Consider the following 20,502-nt stretch of genomic DNA (forward strand, 5'->3'; position numbering starts at 1 on the left):
TAGCGGAGGAGTGACCGTCCGGACACTCGACTTTAGTAGGAGGTCGGGTCCCCGGGGCCTGCGGGCAATGAAAAACCGCCCCCCTTTGCGAAAAGGGGGGCGGCAAATGTCACTCTGTCTTCCGACGCGGATCACTCCGGCAGTTTGAAGACCGTCAGCTGACCGCCAAGCGCGGTGTAATCCGAAAGCGCCGCATAGCCGCCCACAGCACCCAGACCGTCGTTGGGGTTGGTCAGGCCTGCTGCCAGACCGATCCCCGCCCAGCCGCCGATCCCCGAGAGCACGCCGACATATTGCTTGCCGGCATTTTCATAGGTGAAGACGTTGCCGATGATGCCCGAGGGGGTTTTGAATTTGTAAAGCTCTTTGCCGGTCTCGGAGTCGACGGCCTTCAGGTAGCCTTCCAGCGTACCGTAGAAGACGATGTCGCCCGCGGTGGCCAGCGCCCCCGACCAGACCGAGAACTGCTCAGGCAGCGACCATTTGATCTCGCCTTTGGCAGCGTCCCAGGCGATGAAGTTGCCCATGCCGCCATGGCTGTTCGGCGCCGGGAACATCGAGAGGGTTGCACCGACATAGGGCTGACCGGCCGCATAGCTGACGCGGAAGGGCTCATAGTCCATGCAGACGTGGTTGGTCGGCACATAGAACAGATTGGTCTTCGGCGAGAAGGCCGCCGGCTGCTGGTCTTTCGAGCCGAGGGCGGCCGGGCAGATGCCGGTGGTATTGGTGTCTTCGCCGTTCTGAGCGGTCGAATATTCCGCCACAACCTGCGGACGGCCATATTGATCGGAGGTTTTGTCCATCTCAACATGGGTTGCCCAGTTGACCTGGGGGTCGAACTTCTCAGCAACCAGCAGCTCGCCGGTGACGCGGTCGAGGGTATAGCCAAAGCCGTTACGGTCAAAGTTGACCAGAACTTTGCGCATCTGCCCGTCGATTTCGATATCGGCGAGGATGTTCTCGTTCACACCGTCGAAGTCCCACTCGTCATGCGGGGTCTTCTGGTAGAACCACTTCGCCATACCGGTGTCGGCATCGCGGGCCATGATGGTCATCGACCATTTGTTGTCGCCCGGGCGCTGGCTCGGGTTCCAGGTCGAGGGGTTCCCGGTGCCGTAATAGATCAGGTTCAGATCAGCGTCATAGGTGGACCAGCCCCAGGTGGTGCCGCCGCCGATCTGCCACTGGTCGCCTTCCCAGGAGTTGAGCGAGCTGTCTTTGCCGATCGGCTTGCCCAGCACCATGGTGTTTTCCGGGTCAACCAGCATTTCCGCATCCGGGCCGGTCGAATAGGCGCGCCAGGCAAGGCTGCCGTCTTTGGTGTTATAGGCGGTCAAGTGACCGCGCACACCATATTCACCGCCCGAGATGCCGACGAGCACCTTGTCGTTGACGATGGTGACGGTGGCGGTGTTGGTTTCCCCTTTGGACGGATCGCCGTTCACGACCGACCATTTTTCCGCGCCGGTTTTCGCGTCAAGCGCGACCAGCTTGGTATCCGCCTGGTGCAGATAAATGGTGTCATCCGCATAGGCGAGACCGCGGTAAACGGTGTCACAGCACATCACCCCGATCACATCGGCGTTCTGCTCGGGCACATAGCGCCACATGATCTTGCCTTCATCGGCAAGGTTCAGCGCGTAGACCATATTCGGGAACGGGGTATGGACATACATGATGCCCCCGATCACCAGCGGCGAGCCTTCATGCCCGCGCAGCACGCCGGTTGAGAAGGTCCATGCGACCTGCATTTTGCCGACGTTGTCTTTGTTGATGGCGTTCAGCTCTGAGTAGCGCTGCCCGGCATAATTGCCAAGCTGCTGTGCCCATTGCTTGGAATCCGCCTGCAGCGCCTTGACGGAGTCATTGGCAAGCGCAGGTGCTGCGGTCGATACAAGAAGCGCGGCCAACAGACCGAGCATTGATCGTTTCATCTCAGGTTCTCCTCCCCTGGGTGCATAAGCTCACCGTCGGCCTCCTCAAGCCTGAAGACGGGTTCTTAATATTTTCTTATGAAGCGGCAGTTGCGGGATTCTGTCAACGTGTCCGGTGTCTGCTGCGACCAAAGTATGAGGCGCGCGGGCCCATAAAACAAAGGCCGCCCCGAAGGGCGGCCCGATCCGCGGCAGCGCAGGATCCGTTACTCGGCTGCAGGGGCCTGGGCGTGCAGATAGGCAATCAGATCCGTGCGCTCATCGGCTTTTTTCAGGCCGGCAAAGGACATCTTATGGCCTTTGTACATCAACTTCGGATCGCTCAGGAAGGCGTCAAGCTGTTCATCGCTCCAGACATCGCCCGCTTCCCCGGCGGCTTTGAGCGGATTTGAGTAAGCAAAGCCTTCGAGCGAGCCAACGACGCGGCCGGCCACGCCATGAAGATTGGGCCCGGCCCGTTTCGGACCATCCGCCTCGACGGTATGGCAGGCGGCGCATTTGCGAAAGACTTTTGCGCCCTTTTCCGCATCACCCTCAGCAAAAGCAGCCGGGGCAAGGCTCATCAGGGTCAGCGCGGTCAGCGCACCGGTCAGTCGGATCATCTTTTCCTCCTCAGATTCCTGAGCACGTTGTGCCTCAGGTGCACAGGTTTGTCGCGTGGAACTTCACATGGTCCTGCATCACGCTTGCGACATAGAAATAGCTGTGATCATAAGTTTCAATCAGCCGGAAGCGCAAAGGCTGCCGCTTCAGGGTCGCGGCCGTCACCAGTGCCTCAGGTTTCAGCAGATCAAGGAACTGATCTTTCGCGCCCTGATCGACCATGATGGTGCCGGGATAGCCTTTTTCCGCCAGCAGGAGAGAGGCGTCGTGACCCGCCCATGTGCTCTCATCCGCGCCAAGATAGGCCGTCAGCTGCTTGCGGCCCCAGTCGCTGGCCGTGGGATTGGCGATGGGCGAGATCGCCGAGACGGAGCGGTAGATCTCAGGGTGGCTCAGCGCCAGGGTCAGCGCGCCATGCCCGCCCATGGAATGCCCGGTGATGCCCTGGGCTTCGCGGTCGAGCGGGAAGTTCTCAAAGACCAGATCGGGCAGTTCTTTGGCGATATAGTCCCACATCTGAAAATGCGGCGCCCAGGGGGCTTCGGTCGCGTTGACGTAAAAGCCCGCGCCCTGGCCCAGATCATAGGCCGCATCATTGGCCACGCCCTCACCGCGCGGCGAGGTGTCGGGAAAGATCAGCGCGATGCCTTCTTCTGCGGCCCATTGCTGTGCACCGGCTTTGGTCATGGCGTTTTCATGGGTGCAGGTCAGGCCTGAGAGAAACCACAGCACCGGCACTTTGCCGTGTTTGGCCTGGGGCGGCAGATAGACGGCGAAGGTCATCTCACACCGGCAGGCGTCAGAGCTGTGCGAATAGACGCCCTGAACCCCTCCGAAGGAGGCGTTTTCTGACAGGGTTTTCATGGCAGGGTCCTTTGGCTGAAGCGGCAGGCGCAACCTGGCCCGCGCGCGACGGGCCTGACCGCGCAGCGCTCTGCGCGCGGTCAGGCGTTCAGGGGATCAGAATTCGACGACGGCGCGGATCGATTTGCCTTCGTGCATCAGATCGAAGCCCTTGTTGATCTCCTCAAGCTTCAGCTTATGGGTGATCATCGAGTCGATCTCGATTTTGCCCTGCATGTACCAATCCACGATCTTCGGCACATCGGTGCGCCCGCGTGCGCCGCCAAAAGCGGTGCCTTTCCAGACGCGGCCGGTGACCAGCTGGAACGGACGGGTCTGAATTTCCGCGCCCGCCGGGGCCACGCCGATTACCACCGAGACACCCCAGCCGCGGTGGGTGCATTCCAGCGCGTCGCGCATCACCTTGACGTTGCCGGTGCAGTCGAAGGAATAATCCGCGCCGCCGATCTGATCGAAGGGGGTCTTGGTCAGATCCACGATATGCTGAACGACCGAGCCTTCGATCTCTTTGGGGTTGACGAAGTGGGTCATCCCGAACTTCTCGCCCCATTCTTTCTTGTCGTTGTTCAGATCCACACCGATGATCATATCGGCCCCGGCCATTTTCAGGCCCTGGATGACGTTGAGACCAATGCCGCCCAGACCAAAGACCACGGCTTTCGCGCCGATTTCCACCTTTGCGGTGTTCAGAACGGCCCCGATCCCGGTGGTCACGCCGCAGCCGATATAGCAGATTTTGTCAAAGGGTGCTGCCGGATCCACTTTCGCCAGCGCGATTTCGGGCATGACGGTGTGGTTCGCAAAGGTCGAGCAGCCCATATAGTGATAGATCGGCGTACCATCGAGCATCGAGAAGCGGGTGGTGCCATCGGGCATCAGGCCCTGGCCCTGCGTCGAGCGGATCGAGGTGCAGAGGTTGGTTTTCTGCGACAGGCACGAGGGGCATTCGCGGCACTCAGGGGTGTAAAGCGGGATCACGTGATCGCCCGGCTTCAGCGTGGTGACGCCCTCGCCGACTTCGATGACGATGCCTGCGCCTTCATGGCCCAGAATGCAGGGGAAGATGCCTTCCGGGTCCGCGCCCGAGCGGGTGAACTCATCGGTGTGGCAAAGGCCGGTGGCTTTGATTTCAATGAGGACCTCGCCCTTCTTCGGGCCTTCGAGGTTCACCTCCATGATTTCCAGGGGTTTGCCGGCGGCAAGGGCGACGGCGGCACGGGTGCGCATCATGGATATTCTCCTGGGGTTCGACTTTGGTCAAAGGGGCAGGGGCACAGGCCCCCGGATCGGTTCAGACAGAAGCGGGGCCGGGCGGCGCGAACGCCGGGCCCGGCCCCTTCGGGAGGAAGAGGATCAGGCTTTCAGCGCGCCCGATTGTTTCGCAACATGGGTCGCAATCGCATCCATCAGCGGCGGCGACAGCGCGTCATAGGGCTCAAGGCCGAGCTCTTTCAGACGGGCGCGGATATCGCCCATCCGCGAAGGCTCAACGCCGGATTCGATGATCGAAGAGACGAAGGCCGCAAACTGCGGCTCGCTCCAGCCGTCCTGGTCCGAGAGTTCGGTGTGAACGAAATCAAGGCCGTAGAACGGATGCCCGGTGTTCTCAATGCGGCCATACATATGCGCACCGCAGCCCGAGCAGGCATGGCGCTGAATGGGGGCCGCTTCATTGACGATCTTCAGTTTATGACCGTTCGCGGTGACGCTGACCGCATCACGGCCGACAACGGCAACCTGGCTGAAGACGGCCCCGTCGGGCTTCCAGCATTTGGTGCAGCCGCAGACGTGGTTATGCGCGGTCTGACCGCCCACTTTCACTTCCACCTTATCGGTGGCGCAGTTGCAGTGCAGCGTGCCACCGGCGAAATCTGCGCGGCCCTGTTTCACGCCACCGTCTACCGCCGGATGGATCTTAATATGTTCGTAAGTCACGTCCGTTCTCCTCCTGAATCGAACCGATCCCGGGGAGTGTCGGCTGCGCCCGCCGCTCGCGCAATTCAGCAAAAGGGTGGAGACGCGAAGCCCCGCCACCCAAAGCGCCTCTCAACCTAAAGCATGAGGGGGAAAGCCCGGAAAATCGTTGGCGGACTGGTTTAAACGCGCCAATCTGCCGTTCGGAGGTCAGGTTCGGGAGGGCTGAGGATGATCGAAGCAACAGCGGTTGCCACGCAACCACGGGGGGCGGATGGCGCGGCCATGGCGCCCCTGATTGCCCTCGCGGCAGATCTGCGCCGGGGCCTTGTGGGACATGAATATCTGACGGACCGTCTGCTGATCGCGCTGCTGACCTCGGGCCATGTGCTGATTGAGGGGCCGCCGGGGCTGGCGAAGACGCGGGCGGTGAAGCTGCTCTCTGCGGGGCTGTCGGGCAGTTTTGCACGGGTGCAGTGTACCCCGGATCTGATGCCCTCTGACATCACCGGCACCCAGGTCTATCACCCCGACAGCGGCGCCTTCAGCTTCCGCGAGGGGCCGCTTTTCCACAATCTGGTGCTGGTCGATGAGATCAACCGCGCGCCGCCGAAGGTGCAGTCGGCGCTGCTGGAGGCCATGGCCGAGCGTCAGGTGACCAGCGGGGGCGAAACCCGCATGCTGCCGGACCCTTTCCTTGTGGTCGCGACCCAGAACCCCATTGAACATGAGGGCACCTTTCCGCTGCCCGAAGCGCAGCTGGACCGCTTTTTGCTGCATGTGGATCTGGCACTTCCGGGCGCCGAGGATGAGCGCGCGATCCTAGATCTCGTTGAGGCTGAGGGCCTTGCACTGACGCCGCCCGCCCAGAACCGCATCACCCGTGTTGAGGCTGGCGCAATTCATGCGGCCCGCGCCCATGTGGCGCAGATCCATCTGGCCCCGGCTCTGCGCGATTATATCGTGCGGCTGGTCGTCGGCACGCGGGAGACGGCGGGCGGCCCGCTGGACGGGCTGGTCGGACATGCGGTCTCGCCGCGTGGCTCGCTGGCGCTGGCGGCGGGGGCGCGGGCGCGGGCCGCGCTGCTCGGGCGTGATCATGCGCTGCCTGAAGACGTCACGGCGCTGGCCCCCGATGCGCTTGGTCACCGGATTATTCCGGGCTGGCGTGCGACCTCTGAAGGGGTCACCGGACGGGATCTGATTGCGCGGCTGCTTGATCATGTCCGGCCCTGGTAACACCCCGGCCGCCAGAGCCCCGGCCCTCAGCGGCGATCAGGTGACGGTGGCCGCCCTTCTCGCGCTGGAATTCGCGCCGCCGCTGCCGCAGGACATCCCTGCGCTGGCGCTGGCGAAGCGCCCGGGCATCACGGCCACCCGCGCCGCGGGGCAGGGCCATGTGATCCGGGAACTGCGCCCCTTTGCCGACGGCGATGACCCGCGCTTTCTCGATGCGGCGGCTTCGGCCCGGGCGGGCAGCCCGCAGGTGCGCGGCTTTCATGAGGACCGCGAGGGGAACCTGCTGCTGATCGCCGATTTTCGCCGCCCCATGCTCTGGGGCAGCCGGCTGCGCTTTCGCTCGGTTGCGGCGGCAGAGGTGCTGATGCGGCTCGGCTGGCAGGCTATGGCGGCAGGCGGCGCAGCAGGTCTGGTGACGCTCTCGGATCAGGGCCTTGAGGTGACGCGCCCCCGCGCCCGCCACAGCGGGATGTCGCGGATCGCCTCTCATCTGGCCCGCGCCCACCAGGCGGCACTGGCCGCACAGCAGGGCCCCCATGAAACCCCCGATCTCGACAGCCAGCTTGCAGCGGCCCTGCGCCATGCCCCGCCCGGGGCTATGGTGGCGCTGGCCAGCGGTCTGGATGCCCCTGGCGCGGGTCTGACAGCGGTGCTCGCAGCCCTGGCGCAGCGCGGACCGGCCACCCTTTTGCTCATTGAAGACCCGATGGAGCGCGCTGCGCCGGCGGGGGCGCTGGCCAGTCACCGGGCCGGTGCCGCCCCCTCTGAGCTTTTGTCCTTCGGCGCGCTGCCCGCCAGCCGCAGCCGCCGGGCGGCAAATCTGCATCTGCCTGGCCTTCGGGTCGCGCGGATCGCCTCTGACACCTCTGCGCGGGAGGCGGCAGGATGAGCGCCGGGGTCGCCGCCAATCTGCATCCCCCCCGCCTGCCGGAGGCTTTCCTGACCGCGGGTCCGGCGGATTATCTGCTGGCCTTCGGGCTGGGCCTTCTGCTTGCGGGTCTGATCTGGTGGCTGATCGCACCGGGCCTGAAGCGCAGACCGCCGCGCATCCCCCTCAGGGCCGCGGCGCAGGCGGCCCGCGATCTTCCCCCGGGTGAAGGGATGCTGGCCCTTGCCGCGCTCGCCGCAAAACGCGGCGTGGAGCTGACATCTGCCGAGCAGTCGGCGCTTTACGCCCCCGATCCCGGGCCTGCGCGTGAGGCTCTGGCGGCGCGGCTCTCGCGCCGGGGGGGACTGCGATGATCAGTTTTGCGCTGCCGCTTGCGGTCCTTCTGCTGCTGGTGCCCTTTCTCGTGCAGCTGCTGCCGCCCCGCGCCACCGCGCTGAGCAGTCTGGAGCTGCCCGAGGGCATCCGCGCCGAGGGGCAGCCGCCCGCAAGGCTCAACCCGCTGCGCGGACGCCGGGGGCTGTCGCTGCTGATCTGGGCGCTGCTGACGCTGGCGCTGGCGCAGCCGCAACAGGTGAAGCTGCGGCCGGACCGCAGCGCCACGGGGCGCGATATTCTGCTGGTCCTTGATATGTCGGGCTCTATGGCGACCGAGGATTTCACCCTTGATGGCGAGACCGTCTCACGGCTGGCGGCGGTGCGCAAAGTGGCGGGCGAATTCATCCGCGACCGTCAGGGCGACCGGGTCGGGCTGATCGTTTTTGCCGACCGCGCCTATGTCTTAAGCCCGCTCAGCCATGATCTGAACGCCGTGGTGCGCGCCCTTGATGAAGCGGTGATCGGGCTGACCGGGCGCTCGACGGCGATCTCGGACGGGCTGGGGCTTGCGCTGAAACGCAGTCTGGCGTCGGAGGCCCGGTCGCGGGTGATCGTGCTCTTTTCAGACGGGCGCGATACGGCGGCGCGGATCGACGCCAGAGAGGTGGCGCGGCTTTCAGCGCAGGCGGGGATCCGCATTCACAGCGTGGCGCTTGGGCCCGATGATCTGGAAACAAGGCCCACGGCGCGTGATGCGGTGGACATCGCCACCCTGCGCGATATCGCCGAAATTGCCGGGGGCGAGACCTTCCGCGTCCGCAGTCTCGAAGATCTGCAGGCCATGGCCGACACGCTGGACGCGCTGGAGCCGAACCCGGCGCTGCGCCCGCCGATCGCGGTTTATCAGGGGCTCTGGCCCTGGCCTGCCGGTCTGGCACTCTTGCTTCTGGGGGTACTGATGTGGCGCAGACCGTCATGAGTGAGCTGATCTTTCTGCGGCCCTGGTGGCTTTTGGCGCTGCTGCCCCTCGCGGCTCTGGCCTTTCGGCTCTGGCGGGATCCGCCGCATGGCGACTGGGGGCGGGTGATCGCGCCTGAGATGCTGGCGCTGCTGCAGCGCTATGGCTGGCTCAGGACGGGGGCGGCGGGGCGGCTGCGGATCTGGCTGCCGCTGTCGGGCGCACTGCTGGTGCTGGCGCTCTCGGGGCCTGCGGTGCCGCGCGCGGGGCAGGCGGAGTATCGCCGCCTTGATCCTTTGCTGCTGCTGCTGGATCTGTCGCCCTCGGTGGTGGCCTCTCCGGTGGCGCTGGCGGGGCTGCAGACCGCCGCCATGCGGCTTTTGCAAAGCGCAGAGGGGCGGCCGGTGGGGCTGATGGGCTGGGCGGCGGATGCCTATCTGATCTCGCCGCCGACCTCCGATGCCGAAAGCCTTGAGGGGACGATTGCGGTGCTGTCGCAGGACACCATGCCGGTGGCCGGCTCGCGCCCCGATATTGCGCTGTCGATGGCCCGCGATCTGTTCGCCGATCCTGAAGAGGGCGGTGGACCGGGCATCGGCGGCGCCGATCTGGTGGTGATTTCTGACGGTGCGGGCATCCGTGAACTGGCGGTCGAAGAGGCCCGCCGCCTCGCCTCGGACGGGGCGCGGGTCTGGGGTCTGGCGCTGCCCGCAAGCGCTGAGGGCGCGCCGCCGCCGGAGCCCGGGTCCCTGAGGACGCTCGCCCAGGCGGGGGGTGGTCAGGCCTTTGACGAAGCGCAAACCCCGGATCTGGCGCGGGCGATTGCCTCTGCTGCGCGGATCCGGCTGGCGCGCGATCCGCAGTCGGCGGCCGCTTTGCAGGACTTTGGCCCCTGGATCCTTGGTCTTGCCCTGCTGGCGCTGCTGCCGCTGTTCCGGAGGCGTGAGGGATGAAAGCTCTGTCTGCAGTCGCGCTGCTCTGCCTGATCGCGGCTTTCGCGCTTGGCGGCACTGCCCCCTTTGCCCGCCTTGCCTTTCTGCTGGGACTGCCCGGGCTGGCCGCGCGGGTCAGTGATGATCCCTCTGTGGCCGGCGTGGGCTGGTATCTTGCGGGCGATTACCCAAAGGGCGATGACGCCTTTCGTCGCGCGGGGCGCAATTCCACCTATAACCGCGGCCTCAGCCTGGCTTCGGTGGGGGCCTATCCACTCTCGGTTGCCTACTTCCGGGCGGTTCTTTTTGTGAACCCCTCCGACAGTCAGGCACGTGAGAATATGGCCTATGTCTCAACTCTTTACCCCCCGGTCGTCGGCGAGGCCAATAACGCAGGCCGCATCAAGGCCGAGGCCTATAAGACCCATGGCGGCGCCGTGGTTGAGGGCGTCCGCCGGCTGGAGCGTCCGCTGGATGAAGGCGGTCGGGTCGCCGATGCGGCCTGGCTTGCCGCGCTGGCGGATGATCCGGGTGAATTTCTGCGTCTGCGCCTTGCCGAAGAGCATATGCGGCGGCTCTCATTGGGGCTGACCCCGCCGGAGGAGGGCGACCCATGGTGATCCGTCTGCTCCTTGCACTGCTGCTTCTGTGGCCGCTGACGGCCCGGGCTGAGGGCGAGTTTTCCCTGAAATTTCTACTGGCAGAGCCGGTGGATCGCCCCGTCGTCGGGCAGATGATCCCGGTGATCCTGCGCGGGCGCTATGACCGTCACATCGCCGGTGAAAAGCTGGTTCTGCCGCCCAGCGACACCTTTGACTGGATCCAGACCAAAGCCGATGAATGGTTCGAAGAGCGCATCGACGGCAAAAACTGGATGATCCTGCAGCGCCATCTGGCGATCTGGCCGCGCCATGACGGCGTTTTGCAGTTCGGCCCTGCCGAGCATCAATTAACCATCATCACCCGGGCGGGCCAGCGCGCCACGGCCAGCGTCAAGGCTGAGCCCCTGGTGGTCTCGGTCGCGCCCCATCCCGATCCGAGGATGAACGGCTGGAAATTCGCGGCCCGCGCGGTGGAGATTGAGGACAGTCTCTCAGGCGATCCCGCGCGGCTTCCTGACGGTGAGGCGGTGACCCGCCGTGTGACGCTGCGCGCGCTCGGCTCGCTGCCCGAGCATCTGCCGCCGCGACCGCTGATTTCCGAGCCCTGGCTGATCACCTTTTCAGCGCCCGTGCGCCGGGAGATGCGCCGCACCCCGGAGGGCCCGGTGTCCGAGGTGGTCTGGGAGTGGCAGTTCCGTCCCGAACATGGCGAGCCGGGGGTGCTGGAGCCGATCATCATTCCCTGGTTTGACACCGTCAACCACCGCATGAGCAGCGTGGAAATTCCATCTATTACAATTGGCTACGCCAGTTATTACACCGGGCAGAATGTAACGGGCCGTCTGCCTGGCTCTTTGAAATGGGGCCTTGCCGGGGCGGTGTTGGCCGGTCTGGTGGCGGGCGCCGTCTTAGCCCTGCTGCGCTTTGACGCGCTGCGGCCCGGGACGGGCCTGACGGATCGGCTGCGCAGGTTTGACCCGCGGCGATGGCTGGCCCTGTGGCAGGCGAAGCGGCGCGGGGATCTTCTGACGGAGCGTCGGCTGGCGGAGGAGCTGAACCTGCCGCCCGCCCGCCGCGCCGCGCTCGATCGGCGGATTTATGGCCGGGGACAGGTCTGAGGCGGTTCAGGGCTTTGGGCGCAAAGGTGACGGCCGCACCGGCGTTGCGCAATCTGCGGGGGCGGAGCGACTTTCACGCCTTTAGAACGCGCCTTAAAAGCGCGCCTTTCCCCCCGCTGAGCAGGCCACTGCGATGGCCAGGGCTTCGGGATTACGCCTGAACCCGGATTTCAGACCGGCAGGGTGTCGGGCATGTCCGGAGGCAGATCGCCCGGCGCAGGGCCGGTCGGATCGCCCGGCAGATCGGGGCCGGGATCCGGCGCGGGGTTGCGCCCGGGGGGGCCGGGGGGCCGCATGGCATCACTCCTTCAGCGGCTGTCCGATGAGGCGGCGGCGGCGCAGATCCTCTGGGTCGTTCTGCTCCGTCTCTCCGTTGTCATTCGGATCTTCATCCAGCGGATCATTGCCGGGCAGAACATTGCCGTCCTCGTCGAGGTTCAGCGGCTCGTCATCCGCGAGGGGCAGATCCTCCTGCGCGCGGTCAAAGACCGGCTCATCGGCGAGAGGATCGGGGGTCCGGGTCGCATCAGGGCGGCCCTGCAGAGGCTCAGGTCGGGGCATGGGGGATCTCCGGTGCTATAGCGCTGTGCGGGGATAACCCGCAGAGGGGCCGCTCTGTTCCCGCCTGGTGTCAGGGCGGGCCCGCAGGGCAATCGCGCAAAGACCGGCATCCGCAAAGAAAACGGCTGCCCGCCTTTCGACGGGCAGCCGCAGATCTGTGTCGGTGCCTTATTTTGGCGCAATGCGGAAGATCTGGCCTTCCTCAAGCACCGCGTAAAGCGCGTTGTCGGGGCCAAGGGTCAGCCCGCGGAAACGGCCATCAATGCCCGGCAACTCCATGGTGACAACTTCAGCGGCGCTCTGGCCATCCTCAGAAAGGTCAACCACATCAATGCGGTTGCCAAGCGGCGTGCCGCCAAAGGCAATGCCCATCAGGCCAACAGCCAGCCGACCATTCCAGTCGCCCCATGCGTCGCCCACAAGGAAATCCGCCGAGCCGCTGCCCTGCGAGAGGCCGTTGTTGTTCCAGGCCGGCTTCATCGCATCGGGATAGAGCGCGAGGTCGGTCATCGACATGAATTTCGCCCGCTCAACCGGGTCCATTCCGTCGTGCTGGTTGGGCGAATAGCCACAGTAATTATCGGGGCACTCACCGCGGCCGGACTGATTGGGGCGCGGATCCCAGCCGCCGTTGCCGCCGACCACAAGGGCGGTGATCTCATCAGAATGCCAGGGGCCATGCTCTGCCACCACCGGCTGACCGGTGCCGGGGCGGAAGCCGATGCCCTGAACGTTGCGGTGGCCATAGGTGTAGATGCGCGGATCAAAGCCTTCCGGCGGCTTGTTGTCGGCAGCAGCCTTGCCGTCCTTGTCGATGCGCAGGACTTTGCCCCCCAGCAGCGTCCCGCTTTGCGGCACTTCGCTGTTATGGGTGTCGCCGGTGGTCACATAAAGATAGCCGTCCACCGGGTTAAAGCGGATACGCCCGCCATTATGCGCGCCCGACCCGCCGAAGGGGTGGTCGGAATCCTTCAGCTTATAGGGGATATCTTCAATGATATCCGTGCGGTCTGAGACATTCGAAAAGTCCTCAGCCACTTTATATTTCATCAGCCGGTTGGTGGTCGGCTCTGCCTTTTTAGAGGCCGAATAGACGTAGATCGTGCGGTTTGAGGCAAAATCGGGATCGACGGCCACGCCGTTCATCCCGGCCTGACCGTTGCAGATCAGATCCTCCTGCGGGCTGGCGAAGCCCTCAGTGCCCTCCATGCCGATCAGCTTTGTGATATCGCCTGAGGGCAGGCGCACCGAAAGGCCGTCGCATTTTTCCGTGATGAACATTGTGCCATCGGGCAGGAAGGCCACATCCCATGACTGATCGAGCCCGCTGACCACCTCGGTGATCTCAAGCTCAGGGGCGGCGGCCAGCGCGGGCAGGGCGCCCAGCCCGGCAAGCGCCAGAGCCGAGACGGTGGCATGGTAAAAACGTGAGGCGGGTCCTGGCATTTGTAAGTCTCCTCCCAGAGATAAAGCCTGCCCTGTCACGCCTGCGGACAGTCAGGCCGGAACCACAGCCCGGGCTTTGGCCCTGTCTCAACACCTGGTCGGGTGAGGGGGCAGGTTCCGGGCAACCATCCAGAGACTAACATCTTTTCGCGATCTGTCGCCTGTTTTCCGTGAGGCCGTAAAAAATTCGCGCGCGGCGCCGCCTCACAGCTTTCCCGCTGCGAAACCGCCGGGCGGCACAGACGAAAAGGCCCGCAGGGCGCGGGCCATGCGGGCTTTGCTGTCACGGGCGGTGCGGGTCGGATCAGGCCTCGGGGGCCGCGTGGATCGGGTCCACCCAATAGACATTCTCAGGCGGCTCAATGGGGTCGACGTCGGTGATATTGACCACCACCGCCTCATTGTCCGAGCGCACCAGCACGCATTGCAGCACCTGGGTGGGATCGGCGTTGATCTCCTGGTGCGGCACATAGGGCGGGACATAGATGAAATCGCCCGGACCGGCTTCGGCCACAAACTCCAGCCGCTCGCCCCACCGCAGACGCGCAAGGCCCGAGACCACATAGATCACGCTTTCCAGCGGGCCGTGATGGTGCACGCCGGTCTTTGCATCGGGTGCAATCGCCACGGTGCCGGCCCAGATTTTCTGAGCGCCGACGCGGGCATGGTTGATCGCGGCCTGACGGAACATGCCCGGGGTCTGAGCGGTATTGCTGTCGAGCTGGTCGCCTTTGATCACGCGCACGCCGTCGAACTTCCACTTCGGCGCATCGCCGTCATGGGCGTGGTCGTGGGAGTGATCGTGGCTGTGGTCGTGATCGTGCAGATGATCGTGCGGCATGACGCTTTCCTTCTTTCGCAGCGCGAAGCTTCCGCGCAAAGGCAGAGACCTCAGTCCTCCGCCCGTCGCTCTGACTTAGCCGCGCAGCGCCAGCCTGTGCAAGCGCGGCGCTGCGGCGGAACAAAAGCCGGATTTTGAGCCGCGCAGCAGCCTCAAAGCCCGCCCCCGATCTGAGGCGCGGGGTCCGGCACGCAGATGCGGGCGCAGGAAGATCCTTTCAGTCTGCCTTGTTTTGCTGGGATTTCAAATAACTGAGCTGTGAGCGGCGGCGGGTTTTCTTATGACGGACGGCCCGGACGCAGCCCCTTGGGCAGCACAGGGTTCTCTCGCTGGCGGGTCCTGATGCGGAATTCGGCGGCGAAATTTCCCCGGGGGAGGAGAATATTTCTCTCCCCCGCAAAAGCCCTGAGGGAGAGCCCCCTTGGGCCCGGGAAAATTACCGAAGGGCCTCTGCGCAGCGGAATGTCCTTCCCAAAGGTCACGCCAGGCGGAATATTTTCCCTGCGAAGGGCGGGGGAGAGGAATGGCGCGCCTTCCTGCGGATCAAAGGCAGAGCGGCCCCGGATCCTCATAAAGCTGCCAATGCAGGCCTTCACGTGGTTTTTTATTTCTTTTTTGCCGCAATCTTTGAATGTTCCTGCTACCGCCAGGCAGTGAGTGGTCCTTGCGGCAGCGCCCGTCTTGGTGCTTTTGCAAAGAGAGCCGAAGCGCAATGACCCTGCCTGCCCGGGGCCCGGAGAGAACCATGTTCCAAGTTGATGAAGCCCGCCTTGCCGGACCGCTGAGCCAGCCGCTGGGCTATATGCGCCGCACGCGGGAATGGTATCTCGGTCTGGGCTACGACAAACCCTATGAATGGGCGCATAACCCGGATGCGCCCTTCACCCGGCCCGGCAAGCCGCTGTCGGAGATGACGGTGGCCCTGATCACCACCGCCGCGCCCTATCAGGCCGATAAGGGGCCGCAGGGTCCGGGGGCGCCCTATAACTCGGCGGCGAAATTCTATGAGGTCTTCTCCGGCCCTTCGGATCACGATCCGGATCTGCGCATCTCACATGTCGGGATTGACCGCAAAAACGCCGATATGGCCGATCAGGGGGCCTGGTTTCCGCTGCTGGCTTTGCGCAAAGCCGAAGCTGCGGGCCGGATTGGCGCGATTGCGCCGCGCTTTCATGGCGCGCCGACCAACCGCAGCCAGCGCCATACCCTGGAGGTCGATGCACCCGAGCTGCTGAAGCGGCTGCGCGAAGACGGTGTTGATGCGGCGATCCTGGTGCCGAACTGCCCGGTCTGCCATCAGACCTGCACGCTTGTGGCGCGGTATCTGGAGGAAAACGGCCTCATCACCGTGGTGATGGGCGCTGCGAAAGACATCGTGGAATATGCCGGCGCGCCGCGCTTTCTCTTCTCGGATATGCCGCTTGGCAATGCCGCCGGCCGCCCGAATGATCCCGAAAGCCAGCTGCGCACGCTGAACCTGGCGCTGGATCTGCTGGAGCAGGCGCCGGGGCCGCGCACCACGCTGGCCTCTCCCGAAGAGTTCCGCCCCGATCATTCCTGGAAGCTCGATTATTCGAACATCCACCAGCAGACGCCCGAGCAGATCAAAGCCCTGATGGAGGAGGCCGAGGCCGCCCGTATCCTCGCACGTCAGATCCGCGAAGACACCCTGAAGAAGGAAGCCTGAGATGTCGGCACTGTTCCAGGGCGTCCGCATCCTTGATTTCACGCGGTTTTTTGCGGGACCGTTCGGCACCCATCAATTCGCGTTGCAGGGGGCGGATGTCATCAAGATCGAGCCGCCTGAGGGGGAGGACCAGCGCCGCTTTCAATCGACGCCCGAATGGGTGGCGCGCAATATGGCCCCGGCCTTTGCCTCGGTGAATGTCAACAAACGCTCGCTGACGCTGGATCTGCGCAGGCCCGAAGCGCGGGTGATCCTTGAGCGCCTGGTGGCTGAGGCCGATGTCGTCTGGGAAAACTTCCGCCCCGGGGTGATGGAGCGGCTGGGCTTTGGCTTTGACGCGCTTAAAAAGATCAATCCACGCCTGATCTATTGCGCGGTCAGCGGCTTTGGCCAGGACGGGCCAGAGCGCGGCACCGCCGCTTTTGACGGCAAGATCCAGGCCATGACCGGTCTGATGACCATGACCGGCAATCCCGAAGACGGCCCGATGCGCACCGGCATTCCGATCTGTGATCTGATCGGCGGGATGAGCGGCGCTTTTGCGGTGGCGGCCGCACTTTATCGCCGCTCGGTGACGGGCGAGGGCGAGTTTCTCGACGTCTCGATGGTCGAATCCACGCTGAACGTGCTGACGCAGCAGGTGTCAGAGGTGACCATGGCCGGGATCGTGGCGCAGCAATACGGTAATCTTTCGGTGACGCGCAAAGTGACGGCCGACCGCTTTGCCTGTGGCGGCGGCTGGCTGATGCTGGCGATCCTTCTGGAAAAGCAGTTCATCCGCCTGATGGAGACCATCGGCCGCGCCGATGCGCTGGCGGATCCGCGCTTTGCCGACTGGCAGTCGCGCAGCGATCACGCTGCCGCTCTGCGCGCCATCATTGAGGGCGCGATGACCGCGGGCACGCCCGAGGGGTGGGCGGCAAAGCTCACGGCTGCGGATGTGCCCTGCTCGGTCATCCTGAGCATCGATGAAACGCTGCAGCACCCGCAGCTTCAGGCGCGCGGTTTCCTGCAGACCGTGCCGTCGGACTACGGCCCGATGACCTTTGCGGGACCGGGGTTCCGCACCGCCAATGGCCCGGGCGTCATCACCCGCGCCCCGGTCGCTGCCGGGACCGACAACGAGCAGATTTTGACAGAAGCGGGCTTCAGCCCGGATGAAATTTCCGCCTTCCGCAGCGCGGGTGCGCTGTGAGCGGCCCCAGATATCCCAAGGGAGCATTCCATGACTGAGATCCGTTTGCGTTCTTTCCTCGCCGGTCTTGCGCTGAGCGCGGGCGTGGCTTTCGCCGCTCCCGCCTCGGCTGAGGTGTCGGAAGTGACCCTGGCCAACCAGTTCTCGCTGTCGCATCTGCCGCTGATGATCATGAAAGATCAGCAGTTTATCGAAAAGCAGCTGGCGGCCCAGGGCCTGCCGGACACGAAGGTGAACTGGGTCAGCCTTGCGGGCTCCTCGGCGATGATCGACGGTCTGCTCTCGGGCAGCCTGCATGTCGCCTCGACCGGCACTTCGGGCTTTGCGGTTCTGTGGGACAAGACCAAAGGCGAAGTGAAATCGCTGGGTGCCCAGACCTATAACGTGCTGAATCTGGTGACCCGTCTGCCGGGCGTCGAAAAGATTGAAGATCTGCCGCTTGACACCAAGATCGCGGTTCCGGCGGTGGGCACCTCGCCCCAGGCTCTGGCACTGAAGATCGCGGCGCTGCAGAAATTCGGCCCCGAGCATATCACCCGCTTTGACCAGATGACCGTGACCATGGCGCATCCCGATGCCTATGCCGCGCTGCAGTCCAGCGGCTCGGGTGTGGATTCGCATTTCACCGCGCCGCCCTTTGAAGTCTGGGAGACCGCCCGCATCGAGGGCGCGAAAGTCATCCTGACCGCAGAAGACGTTCAGGGCGGCGAGCCTGCGACCGGCACGGTTCTGATGGCAACTTCCAAGTTTCGTAATGCCAATCCCAAGACCTTCCTCGCCGTTCACGAAGCGCTGAAAAACTCGGTCGATTTCATCAATGAAAAGCCCGAAGAGGCCGCGAAAATCTATCTCGCTGCCCTGAACAATACCAGAGACTCGGTTGAAGACACCGCAAAGCTGATCGCTGATCCGCGGATGGGCTATACCGTTACGCCGACCAATATCGTCAAACTTCTGGGCCTCTTTAAAGAGGTCGGGGCGATCAAAAACGTGCCGGAAGACTGGAAAGACCTGTTCTTCCCGGAACTCCACGAACTCAGCGGCAACTGAAAGGTCTGGCCCGATGGAGACGAAACTGCTGAACGTCGACGGCGTCACGCTGCAATATAAGACCCCGGAGTCGCTCATTACTGCCACTTACCGCGTCAGTTTTGATGTGAATAAGTCGGACCGTTTCATCCTCCTCGGGCCTTCGGGTTGTGGGAAATCCACGCTGCTGAAGGCGGTGGGCGGCTATATGACGCCCACGGAAGGTCAGATGAGCCTGAACGGGCGGCGCATCACGCAGCCCGGCCCCGACCGGATGATGGTGTTTCAGGAGTTTGACCAGCTTTTGCCCTGGAAGACGGTGCTGGAAAACGTGATGTTTGCCCTGACCGCCAGTGGCCGTCTGAGCAAACGCGAAGCGCGCGAGCGTGCGCTGCATTATATCGACAAGGTGCGGCTGACGAAATTTGCCGACACCCATCCGCACCAGCTTTCGGGCGGCATGAAGCAGCGCGTGGCCATCGCGCGCGGCATGGCCATGGAGCCGGATATCCTGCTGATGGATGAGCCCTTTGCCGCGCTTGATGCGCTGACCCGGGTGCAGATGCAGGATGAGCTGCTGCAGCTTTGGGACGATACGAAATTTACCGTGCTGTTTGTGACCCATTCCATCGCTGAGGCGATCCGCATCGGCAACCGCATCCTGCTGCTCTCGCCGCATCCTGGCCGGGTGCGCGCCGAGATGATTTCAGACGGCGAAGACCGCATTGACCCCGCGACGGGGCGCAAAATGTCCGAGATCATCCACGACATGCTCTTTGAAAACGATCAGAAGGGAGCCGAGGCCCATGGCTGAGCCCGTCACCGCCACCCCCTTCATCATCCGCGAAGAAAACACCTCTCAGGCCCCGGCCGATCTGGTGATTGAGCGCCGCCGCCTCTCAGCCTTTGAGCGGCTCTGGTCGATCGGCACTTTGCGTAAAGCCCTGATCCTGATCGCCATCGCGCTTTTCTGGGAGGGCTATGCCCGCTGGGCCGATAATGAGCTGCTGTTTCCGACCTTTACCGCCACGCTTTCGGCCATGGGGGATGGGATCAGCAATGGCAAACTGCTGACCGCGACCTGGTCCTCGCTGAAGCTGCTGCTGGTGGGCTATTTCGGCGGGATCATTCTTGCGGCGCTGATGTCGGTGGCGGCGATCAGCACGAAGATCGGCAATGACATTCTGGAAACCATGACGGCGATGTTCAACCCGCTGCCTGCGATTGCGCTGCTGCCGCTGGCGCTGTTGTGGTTCGGACTGGGCATGGGGTCGATCATCTTTGTGCTGATCCATTCGGTGCTCTGGCCGGTGGCACTGAACACCCACAGCGGTTTCACCGCCGTCTCGCCGACGCTGCGGATGGTGGGGCGCAACTATGGCCTGCGCGGTTTGCCGCTGGTCTTGAAAGTGATGATCCCGGCGGCTTTCCCCTCGATCCTGGCCGGTCTGAAGATCGGCTGGGCCTTTGCCTGGCGCACGCTGATCGCGGCAGAGCTGGTCTTTGGCGCGACCGCAGGGGGCGGTGGTCTTGGTTGGTATGTCTTTGAGAACAAAAACATCCTTGAGATCCCTTCGGTTTTTGCCGGGCTTTTGTCGGTCATCATCGTGGGCCTTGTGATCGACAACTTCGTCTTCCGCGTGATTGAGCGGCGCACCATCGCCCGCTGGGGCATGAGCCACGGCTGAGCTGCGCCGGAACTATGCTGGTGGCGCCCCGGCGCGGCGCCACCAGCCATGCAGGAGAGAAAGAAGGCGTAACAAACGAAACCCTGATGGGGGGGACTGTTAGGGGTCGATGTCGGAAAGAAGTTGCACCCGACGGCTCTGGTTCGGCCCTCCGGCGGCTGAAGTTTTCCCGCGGCCGTCGCCTGGAAACCCGTCCGGGGCCTCATCGGCCTGATTGCAGTTCGCGCGCCATGGGACCACGTCCGCAGTATGCCGGATCACCCTGTGAGGCCTTGGGTCAAATCCAACACGTCGGGCATGATCGATACTGCGGCTATCGCCGAAGCCGCGATGAGCCCCACATGTGTTTTTAAGGAATATCCGCAGCTGGCGCATCGGTCGACATGCAGGCGCTGCACCGGGCCTGAGACAGGGTGATCGGTCAGGCAGAGCGCTCATGAACCATGGCCCGGGCGGCCTGCCATGTGTCAATCGGCGTGGAAAGCTGCCCCTCTGTCGGCGCGCACGATTGAGCCCACCGGGCGGTCGGAGATCAGGGCCTGAGCCGAGGGAACTGATCATGGTGTGAAAGGCGGCTCAGGCCCTGATCGTCAGGCGCGGTTCCTGACGCGCAGGGCTCGTTGCCGGTCGCAATGGCGGGTGAGCCGGTCCGGCAGCGCAGGCGTCATCTTCGGATCGCGGAAC

General features: G+C 64.1%; 21 protein-coding genes. 12 read left to right on the top strand and 9 right to left on the bottom strand.

Going from position 1 to position 20,502, the window contains the following annotated elements:
- Positions 1–131: 131 nt before the first annotated feature.
- The 5 genes from EG244_RS15175 to gfa form a co-directional block, all read right to left on the bottom strand.
- Positions 132–1,937 carry a methanol/ethanol family PQQ-dependent dehydrogenase gene (locus EG244_RS15175; RefSeq protein WP_124965953.1) on the bottom strand — a complete coding sequence of 602 codons (1,806 nt, stop codon included), beginning with the start codon at positions 1,935–1,937 and terminating at the stop codon, positions 132–134.
- Positions 1,938–2,143: 206 nt separating this feature from the next.
- Positions 2,144–2,539, bottom strand: a complete 396-nt coding sequence (locus EG244_RS15180; protein WP_124965955.1) for a c-type cytochrome — start codon at positions 2,537–2,539, stop codon at positions 2,144–2,146.
- 34 nt (positions 2,540–2,573) lie between these two features.
- Complete coding sequence (gene fghA / locus EG244_RS15185) at positions 2,574–3,404, bottom strand: S-formylglutathione hydrolase (RefSeq protein ID WP_124965957.1); 831 nt, start codon at positions 3,402–3,404, stop codon at positions 2,574–2,576.
- Positions 3,405–3,500: 96 nt separating this feature from the next.
- Positions 3,501–4,631, bottom strand: coding sequence for an S-(hydroxymethyl)glutathione dehydrogenase/class III alcohol dehydrogenase (locus tag EG244_RS15190; protein ID WP_124965992.1), 1,131 nt, complete (start codon positions 4,629–4,631; stop codon positions 3,501–3,503).
- 126 nt (positions 4,632–4,757) lie between these two features.
- On the bottom strand, positions 4,758–5,339 hold the full coding sequence (gene gfa / locus EG244_RS15195; RefSeq protein ID WP_124965959.1) for an S-(hydroxymethyl)glutathione synthase: 582 nt from the start codon (positions 5,337–5,339) through the stop codon (positions 4,758–4,760).
- A gap of 264 nt (positions 5,340–5,603) precedes the next feature.
- Here gfa and EG244_RS15200 point away from each other — a divergent pair, with 264 nt between their 5' ends.
- From EG244_RS15200 to EG244_RS15230, 7 genes are read left to right on the top strand one after another with little or no spacing between them, the layout of a single operon-like run.
- On the top strand, positions 5,604–6,557 hold the full coding sequence (locus EG244_RS15200) for an AAA family ATPase (RefSeq protein ID WP_199737998.1): 954 nt from the start codon (positions 5,604–5,606) through the stop codon (positions 6,555–6,557).
- Entirely contained in the window at positions 6,541–7,446 is a 906-nt protein-coding gene (locus tag EG244_RS15205) for a DUF58 domain-containing protein (protein WP_124965963.1), read from the top strand. Before EG244_RS15200 ends, EG244_RS15205 begins: the two co-directional genes overlap by 17 nt.
- On the top strand, positions 7,443–7,799 hold the full coding sequence (locus tag EG244_RS15210) for a hypothetical protein (protein ID WP_124965965.1): 357 nt from the start codon (positions 7,443–7,445) through the stop codon (positions 7,797–7,799). Before EG244_RS15205 ends, EG244_RS15210 begins: the two co-directional genes overlap by 4 nt.
- Entirely contained in the window at positions 7,796–8,740 is a 945-nt protein-coding gene (locus EG244_RS15215; protein ID WP_124965966.1) for a VWA domain-containing protein, read from the top strand. The genes EG244_RS15210 and EG244_RS15215 overlap by 4 nt, the downstream gene beginning before the upstream one ends.
- Positions 8,737–9,672 (top strand): vWA domain-containing protein, encoded by a 936-nt coding sequence (locus tag EG244_RS20445; RefSeq protein ID WP_158617323.1) that lies wholly within the window; start codon positions 8,737–8,739, stop codon positions 9,670–9,672. Before EG244_RS15215 ends, EG244_RS20445 begins: the two co-directional genes overlap by 4 nt.
- Positions 9,669–10,271, top strand: coding sequence for a hypothetical protein (locus EG244_RS15225; RefSeq protein WP_124965968.1), 603 nt, complete (start codon positions 9,669–9,671; stop codon positions 10,269–10,271). Before EG244_RS20445 ends, EG244_RS15225 begins: the two co-directional genes overlap by 4 nt.
- Positions 10,265–11,371 (top strand): BatD family protein, encoded by a 1,107-nt coding sequence (locus EG244_RS15230; protein ID WP_124965970.1) that lies wholly within the window; start codon positions 10,265–10,267, stop codon positions 11,369–11,371. The genes EG244_RS15225 and EG244_RS15230 overlap by 7 nt, the downstream gene beginning before the upstream one ends.
- Before the next feature lie 170 nt (positions 11,372–11,541).
- Here the strand turns inward: EG244_RS15230 and EG244_RS21320 are convergent, their stop codons facing one another.
- From EG244_RS21320 to EG244_RS15250, 4 genes are all read right to left on the bottom strand, one after another.
- A complete protein-coding gene (locus tag EG244_RS21320; protein WP_267900288.1) occupies positions 11,542–11,667 on the bottom strand; it encodes a hypothetical protein in 126 nt (41 codons plus the stop codon).
- Between the two features lie 4 nt (positions 11,668–11,671).
- Positions 11,672–11,932 carry a hypothetical protein gene (locus EG244_RS15240; RefSeq protein ID WP_233589033.1) on the bottom strand — a complete coding sequence of 87 codons (261 nt, stop codon included), beginning with the start codon at positions 11,930–11,932 and terminating at the stop codon, positions 11,672–11,674.
- 168 nt (positions 11,933–12,100) lie between these two features.
- On the bottom strand, positions 12,101–13,378 hold the full coding sequence (locus tag EG244_RS15245; RefSeq protein WP_124965972.1) for a PQQ-dependent sugar dehydrogenase: 1,278 nt from the start codon (positions 13,376–13,378) through the stop codon (positions 12,101–12,103).
- Between the two features lie 304 nt (positions 13,379–13,682).
- The gene (locus EG244_RS15250) at positions 13,683–14,219 is read right to left on the bottom strand and encodes a cupin domain-containing protein (RefSeq protein ID WP_124965974.1); all 537 of its coding nucleotides are present in this window, start codon (positions 14,217–14,219) and stop codon (positions 13,683–13,685) included.
- 745 nt (positions 14,220–14,964) lie between these two features.
- On the opposite strand from EG244_RS15250, the gene EG244_RS15255 reads away from it, so the two are divergent.
- From EG244_RS15255 to EG244_RS15275, 5 genes are read left to right on the top strand one after another with little or no spacing between them, the layout of a single operon-like run.
- On the top strand, positions 14,965–15,906 hold the full coding sequence (locus EG244_RS15255) for a glycine/sarcosine/betaine reductase selenoprotein B family protein (RefSeq protein WP_124965976.1): 942 nt from the start codon (positions 14,965–14,967) through the stop codon (positions 15,904–15,906).
- Between the two features lies 1 nt (position 15,907).
- A complete protein-coding gene (locus EG244_RS15260) occupies positions 15,908–17,101 on the top strand; it encodes a CaiB/BaiF CoA transferase family protein (RefSeq protein ID WP_124965978.1) in 1,194 nt (397 codons plus the stop codon).
- Between the two features lie 30 nt (positions 17,102–17,131).
- Entirely contained in the window at positions 17,132–18,151 is a 1,020-nt protein-coding gene (locus tag EG244_RS15265; protein WP_124965980.1) for an ABC transporter substrate-binding protein, read from the top strand.
- Positions 18,152–18,164: 13 nt separating this feature from the next.
- Positions 18,165–18,944 carry an ABC transporter ATP-binding protein gene (locus tag EG244_RS15270; RefSeq protein WP_124965982.1) on the top strand — a complete coding sequence of 260 codons (780 nt, stop codon included), beginning with the start codon at positions 18,165–18,167 and terminating at the stop codon, positions 18,942–18,944.
- Entirely contained in the window at positions 18,937–19,818 is an 882-nt protein-coding gene (locus EG244_RS15275; RefSeq protein WP_124965984.1) for an ABC transporter permease, read from the top strand. Before EG244_RS15270 ends, EG244_RS15275 begins: the two co-directional genes overlap by 8 nt.
- Positions 19,819–20,502 lie beyond the last annotated feature (684 nt).

The organism is Falsigemmobacter faecalis (assembly GCF_003863335.1).
Lineage (GTDB): Bacteria > Pseudomonadota > Alphaproteobacteria > Rhodobacterales > Rhodobacteraceae > Wagnerdoeblera > Wagnerdoeblera faecalis.

Excerpts from the sequence above, each read along its gene's own strand:
- EG244_RS15175 (WP_124965953.1), bottom strand. The coding sequence starts at position 1,937 with ATGAAACGATCAATGCTCGGTCTGTTGGCCGCGCTTCTTGTATCGACC.
- EG244_RS15180 (WP_124965955.1), bottom strand. The coding sequence starts at position 2,539 with ATGATCCGACTGACCGGTGCGCTGACCGCGCTGACCCTGATGAGCCTT.
- fghA (WP_124965957.1), bottom strand. The coding sequence starts at position 3,404 with ATGAAAACCCTGTCAGAAAACGCCTCCTTCGGAGGGGTTCAGGGCGTC.
- EG244_RS15190 (WP_124965992.1), bottom strand. The coding sequence starts at position 4,631 with ATGCGCACCCGTGCCGCCGTCGCCCTTGCCGCCGGCAAACCCCTGGAA.
- EG244_RS15200 (WP_199737998.1), top strand. The coding sequence starts at position 5,604 with ATGGCGCCCCTGATTGCCCTCGCGGCAGATCTGCGCCGGGGCCTTGTG.
- EG244_RS15205 (WP_124965963.1), top strand. The coding sequence starts at position 6,541 with ATGTCCGGCCCTGGTAACACCCCGGCCGCCAGAGCCCCGGCCCTCAGC.
- EG244_RS15210 (WP_124965965.1), top strand. The coding sequence starts at position 7,443 with ATGAGCGCCGGGGTCGCCGCCAATCTGCATCCCCCCCGCCTGCCGGAG.
- EG244_RS15215 (WP_124965966.1), top strand. The coding sequence starts at position 7,796 with ATGATCAGTTTTGCGCTGCCGCTTGCGGTCCTTCTGCTGCTGGTGCCC.
- EG244_RS20445 (WP_158617323.1), top strand. The coding sequence starts at position 8,737 with ATGAGTGAGCTGATCTTTCTGCGGCCCTGGTGGCTTTTGGCGCTGCTG.
- EG244_RS15225 (WP_124965968.1), top strand. The coding sequence starts at position 9,669 with ATGAAAGCTCTGTCTGCAGTCGCGCTGCTCTGCCTGATCGCGGCTTTC.
- EG244_RS15230 (WP_124965970.1), top strand. The coding sequence starts at position 10,265 with ATGGTGATCCGTCTGCTCCTTGCACTGCTGCTTCTGTGGCCGCTGACG.
- EG244_RS21320 (WP_267900288.1), bottom strand. The coding sequence starts at position 11,667 with ATGCGGCCCCCCGGCCCCCCCGGGCGCAACCCCGCGCCGGATCCCGGC.
- EG244_RS15240 (WP_233589033.1), bottom strand. The coding sequence starts at position 11,932 with ATGCCCCGACCTGAGCCTCTGCAGGGCCGCCCTGATGCGACCCGGACC.
- EG244_RS15245 (WP_124965972.1), bottom strand. The coding sequence starts at position 13,378 with ATGCCAGGACCCGCCTCACGTTTTTACCATGCCACCGTCTCGGCTCTG.
- EG244_RS15250 (WP_124965974.1), bottom strand. The coding sequence starts at position 14,219 with ATGCCGCACGATCATCTGCACGATCACGACCACAGCCACGATCACTCC.
- EG244_RS15255 (WP_124965976.1), top strand. The coding sequence starts at position 14,965 with ATGTTCCAAGTTGATGAAGCCCGCCTTGCCGGACCGCTGAGCCAGCCG.
- EG244_RS15260 (WP_124965978.1), top strand. The coding sequence starts at position 15,908 with ATGTCGGCACTGTTCCAGGGCGTCCGCATCCTTGATTTCACGCGGTTT.
- EG244_RS15265 (WP_124965980.1), top strand. The coding sequence starts at position 17,132 with ATGACTGAGATCCGTTTGCGTTCTTTCCTCGCCGGTCTTGCGCTGAGC.
- EG244_RS15270 (WP_124965982.1), top strand. The coding sequence starts at position 18,165 with ATGGAGACGAAACTGCTGAACGTCGACGGCGTCACGCTGCAATATAAG.
- EG244_RS15275 (WP_124965984.1), top strand. The coding sequence starts at position 18,937 with ATGGCTGAGCCCGTCACCGCCACCCCCTTCATCATCCGCGAAGAAAAC.